This window comes from Aliikangiella maris (genome assembly GCF_040719265.1).
Lineage (GTDB): Bacteria > Pseudomonadota > Gammaproteobacteria > Enterobacterales > Kangiellaceae > Aliikangiella > Aliikangiella maris.
Genome location: NZ_JBFDAH010000057.1, coordinates 1 through 5003 on the forward strand (window position 1 = coordinate 1; position 5003 = coordinate 5003).

A 5003-nucleotide genomic window follows, 5' to 3' on the forward strand; every position below is an offset into this window, starting at 1 on the left:
TTTATATGGTGTTTAACGACTCATATATTATGGCACTGGCTGAAAAGCTAACCCACGATAGGGGGCTAGCACTGAATTTAATTGAAACTCCTAGGGAGTCATTATGTCTAAATGCAAAGTGAGTTTTATGTTCGAATTTCTTCCAAATAGTGATCTTTTAGAGAATGGTGAGCTATCACAAAAATTTAAAGAGTTTGGGCTGTCTAGCTTTCACGATGCTTGTGACTATGTGTGGAAGCTGCCGTACGGGAGGACTAGTGATAGATGCAACTGGAACTTGGTCTTGACTGAGGGTAAAGGCGCTTGCAGTACAAAGCATGCGCTATTAAAAGCCCTAGCTAACGAATTAGGCATCGATGTTGATCTTGTTGTTGGCATATACGCCATGACTGGTAAGAACACTCCAGGGGTTGGTGAGGTGCTAAATACTCACGGGCTTGATTATATTCCGGAGGCTCACTGCTATCTAATGAGCAATGGAATTAGGGTAGATTTGACAAGACATGGTATCGAAACTGAGGAAGATATTTGTGAATTTATGTTGGAGCAGTCTATCGAGCCGAATGGCATTGGTGATGAGAAGCAAGATCTTCATAAAGAATTCATTAAGCATGAGTTTGGAGAGTCTGAGTTCGATAAAGTTTGGGCTGTGAGGGAAAGGTGTATTTCTGCGATCAGCATATAACAAGTGGCTGTTTCCGGACGCACCTACGATGGCGCTCCGGTTTGCCGCAAAGCCAAGACGTTATACCTCATAGGAGTAAAATTTGAACAGAGGAATGTTTTCTTCAATATCAGATAACGAAGCCTATGCTGAAGCAGATAAAAAATGGACAGTAGAGCTTCAGAGGTTTCACAAATACTGGTATGACTTGGTGGTCAATCCCAATGAGGTCGCAGAATACTTTGATACACGAAAGCTGATTGTCGATTATCTGAAAGGAGTAAAGGAAGCTGTAGAGAAAAGCTTGGAAAAGCGATTTGTGTATTTTATTTGTTCTAGAACAAAGGTTAGATTTAATACTAAAAAGAAGCCTTTTTTCAATCCCTTTACCAAAAAAGTAAAAATTCACATCTTGGTAGGCAAGAAAGAAAAGAAAAAAAGTATTTGGTGCAAGTTTTTCGACAGAGGGCTAGACAAGTTTTCTAACCCTAAGATTGATTTAACTGATAAATACATAACTATAACGGACTCAAAAGGTGACCTTACGACTGCATCTATTCATGATTTTCTTGATGGTTCGAATATAAACTTAGGAATAAGCAGTAATGTTGAATATGTTGGGTACACTGACCCCCCCCATACCTGGCCTACAAATGGCTCTCACACAGGTCTGAGTGACACCCTGATTTACTTTAACGTTTTTAATGTTGTCACAGAGGCAACCAGCAAGAACTCTATGTTTAACTTTGTCATCCCTAATTCAATGACGGATGAGATTGGATCAGAACTGGAAGGTAAAATAATAGAGAAATGTTTTATTTTTTACTTTGATGCCATCAATCAGAGTAGAAATAAGAAAAAAGAGTTATCTGAGCTGAAAAACAGCCTTATAAAAATGGCCCAAGAAAACAAAATAGGCTCAGTTACCTTTTACTACGAGTTTGAAGATGTAAATGACTATGCAATTTTTTCGTCGTCATTAGTTGAACCTAGTTATTGCCATAGGTTTTCTGTGTGTCTAGAAAATGATAATGTTGAAGTTAAAAGATACTGAGGCACGCTTTGGGAAGAGGTATAATAAGTTGCTGCACGCGGATAAATTACTCGCTGCGCTCGCAATTTACCGGTGAGCAAAGCGTTAAATTGGAAATTAGAATGAAGAATACGTTAGCACTCATATTCTCTTTGACCCTGCTCGCTTCTTGCGCTTCAAAGCAAGAACAAAGCTATAGAGAGCCTCCAGATGTCTCAATAATGAATGACGGGGGAGCAGAGCCTCTGACTATTACTAACCCAAGGTATCCTCGTGACGCCGCAATGAATAATGTTGAGGGTTGGGTGTTCTTAGAGTTCGATCTTGACGAAAATGGACATCCTATAAATTTAACAGTTCTAGATTCTTCTCCTGGGGATATTTTCGTGGAGGGAGCATCGAATGCGATACTCAAGTGGACTTTTAGAAAAAATAATACTCAAAACAAAAGCCAATACTTGATGGAGTTTCGGCTTGCAGATTAACAATAATTTAACCAGTAGCGGCTGGGCGAAGCCAAACAGACGGCTCGCCAGCGCTAGGCGTTAGTTGTTTAGGAGGAACAATGCACAAGAGTAGACTTGCAGCTTTAGTTATTGATAGTAAAGTTGAAGATATTGAAGAGGCAAATAAGTTTTGGGAAAAAGCATTAGGATTAAATTGTGTCCGATCAAGCGAATCGTGGTCAGATCGATACTCACATTTGGAAGTGCCAGATGACCAACCTAGAATATTGATACAGAAAGTGGATCACGATAGTCGTGTACATCTCGATATTGAAACTGACGATGTATCTGCCGAGGTTAAAAGACTGTCAGCGCTAGGTGCAAAAATATTCGAAGTCTTTGAAAGGTGGGTCGTTATGGAGGNTTTTGGCAAACGACGCAAAAAGCCATGCCAACACATTGCGTGTTAGGCGGGCGTTAGATTTACCCAATAAACATCACAGGAGTGATATAGATGGAAGTAGCTCAAAAAAACGATCAGCAATTATTCGAAGATGAGATTAGAGCTTTAGAGGCTGAGATAGCAAATATAGGTACGCATTTGACTATTGATGCAAGTGCAAGGCAGGCTTATGCAAGGCAAATACGCGCAATGTCCAACGAGCTTAGAATGATGGCCCAGGCTGGAAAAATCACCTGGGCTCAAGCCGCCGAGCAGGCATCAGAAGCTAGAAATCTCATTATGGAAGTAATAAGAACAAGAAGCACTCCGGTTGGCCTGTCAATCGCGCAGAAGATGAAGCAGCAAGGAAAAACACTCAATGAGATAGTAGCCTTGAAATCCCAAAAGCTTTATGGCACCAACGTTTCGTTTGATAATCTAACCGCTCAGCAGCAAAACAAAGTATATCTAGAGGTCGTAAAATCAGCGGGAAAGTCTCGGCCAGAAGTCACTTCGGCTATGAAGAAACTATCACATGCTGGAAGAGGATTAATTCTTTTATCTATTGCTCTATCTGTCTATACAGTCGCGACAGCTGAAAATAAATTTGACGCGGCGGGAAAAGAAATTGCTATTACCGGAGCTGGCATTGGTGGAGGTATAGCTGGAGGAGCATTAGCCGGATTAGCGTGCGGACCTGGTGCTCCTGTATGCGTTACTGTTGGGGCATTCGTTGGTGGAGCTCTTGCTGCATTTGGAGTAGGACTAGTTTGGTAGGTTTAGCCATGGAAATTATTAAAAATGATAAGGTTAGTTTAAATATCATATCTGAGGCTACGGAAACTCAATCACCAAAAAGTGAAATTACTATCGAGGGCACCAAGATAAAATTAGTCATCAACGGAGTTGATCTTGAAGCATGCATTAAATATGACGAACGTTATCTAGTTTTCACCACTGATGACTGCCCTTTTGAGGAGTCACTCAACATCTATTTGCTAAGTGTCGAGAACGAAATAATAGATAGTGCTACTGCTTTTTGGCCATACGGTACCGGCTCATTTAAGATGCTTAGTATTACAGATCCTGATTTGGTTAAGTTCAAATTTTTTGGCGACAAAGATTGGCAAATTAAAATATTCAAAAGTAAGAAATTCCATATTCCCTATATTTCAGAACCTTCTGGTGTATGGCGTAAGATTAAATTTTGGAGGTCTTTCGGTGTATCGGAAGTTTCTTCTCAATAACCAACCAAAGAAAAATCTAACAAATTGCTGCACTCGGACACATACTGCTACGCTCGTTTTTGTGTGTCGCTACGCTCCATATTACACAAAAACGCTCTCCGCAGTATGTGCCGGTGAGCAAGGCGTTAGCAATAATTAAGGAGTAAATAATGAAATATTTAATTTTTATACTTTTAATCTTGATGTCGTCTCTAGCGTATTCGTCTGGGGGTACTGCATCGGGAACAATATCGAATGTCTATGTAAATAACACATGGACGATGGTTTCTATTCCAGAGATTACAGATAACCCAGATAATTGCGAGAGTACATCCTATTACGCAATTGTTCCAAGCGATCAAAATTATAGTGTTTTACATTCAACTTTGTTAGCAGCGCATATAGCGGGAAGAAAGGTTAAGTTTTGGGTTAATGGTTGCGGCGGCCAAAATGGAAGACATCCCAAGATAGTAAGTGTCTGGGTATACTAAATATATGCTAACAAAGCCATCAAAAATCGCGCTTTCAGCGCTGGACTCGCAACAAGTTGCTCGCCTTTTATGGCGGCGTTAGAGCAAAAATAGAGAATCAGTAGATGCCTAGAAGATTGACTCAAACTAAAACCGGCACACGCCAGGCACTTAAAAATACATCATTTGAAAGTATGGTGGTAAGCTGGCTGATGCAGGATGGATGGCAAGTATTTATTCCGATTCTTGATCATGGGCATCAAACAGATATATTAATTTCAGATGGTCCAAATTATTACCGTATCCAAGTTAAGACCGTAAATGCCACAGGCGATGATCATTTGGTTCAGAATTGCTGGGAAAATAGTAGCGTAGATGTGGTTATCTATTTTGCCAGGAACTCAAATTGGGGTGTAATTACTCCAGGGTTTTCGGAGAAAGAGCGCAAACTAAATCATGAAGGGCATAGAAAATTCGCCCAAAATAAAAAGGAGTTTTTACGTGAATTCCACCAGCTCTAACAAGGCCATCAATTTGACAGTTTTTCCGTTACGCCTTTTGTGCTTAAAAATAGCACAAAAGTCTCCACTCCAAAACTGTAAATTATGGCAGCGTTGGTATGACTCCCTTTGTCAATTAAAACGTACAAATCCCCACCCTATTTTTTCAAAGTGCCACTATCTAAATGTTGGATGAATTCAATCACAGATTAAAGCCAGTAA

General features: G+C 40.2%; 7 protein-coding genes. All 7 read left to right on the forward strand.

The window, feature by feature from the left end; translation table 11 throughout:
- Positions 1 to 103: 103 nt before the first annotated feature.
- Positions 104 to 685 (forward strand): hypothetical protein, encoded by a 582-nt coding sequence (locus tag ABVT42_RS21515; protein ID WP_353898117.1) that lies wholly within the window; start codon positions 104 to 106, stop codon positions 683 to 685.
- 82 nt (positions 686 to 767) lie between these two features.
- Positions 768 to 1718, forward strand: a complete 951-nt coding sequence (locus tag ABVT42_RS21520; RefSeq protein WP_353898116.1) for a hypothetical protein — start codon at positions 768 to 770, stop codon at positions 1716 to 1718.
- A gap of 101 nt (positions 1719 to 1819) precedes the next feature.
- Complete coding sequence (locus tag ABVT42_RS21525) at positions 1820 to 2182, forward strand: energy transducer TonB (RefSeq protein WP_353898115.1); 363 nt, start codon at positions 1820 to 1822, stop codon at positions 2180 to 2182.
- 80 nt (positions 2183 to 2262) lie between these two features.
- On the forward strand, positions 2263 to 2613 hold the full coding sequence (locus ABVT42_RS21530) for a VOC family protein (protein WP_367024418.1): 351 nt from the start codon (positions 2263 to 2265) through the stop codon (positions 2611 to 2613).
- A 44-nt stretch (positions 2614 to 2657) separates the two neighbouring features.
- Positions 2658 to 3362, forward strand: a complete 705-nt coding sequence (locus tag ABVT42_RS21535; RefSeq protein ID WP_353898100.1) for a hypothetical protein — start codon at positions 2658 to 2660, stop codon at positions 3360 to 3362.
- 8 nt (positions 3363 to 3370) lie between these two features.
- Complete coding sequence (locus ABVT42_RS21540) at positions 3371 to 3832, forward strand: hypothetical protein (protein WP_353898101.1); 462 nt, start codon at positions 3371 to 3373, stop codon at positions 3830 to 3832.
- 574 nt (positions 3833 to 4406) lie between these two features.
- Complete coding sequence (locus tag ABVT42_RS21545) at positions 4407 to 4802, forward strand: hypothetical protein (RefSeq protein WP_353898102.1); 396 nt, start codon at positions 4407 to 4409, stop codon at positions 4800 to 4802.
- Positions 4803 to 5003 lie beyond the last annotated feature (201 nt).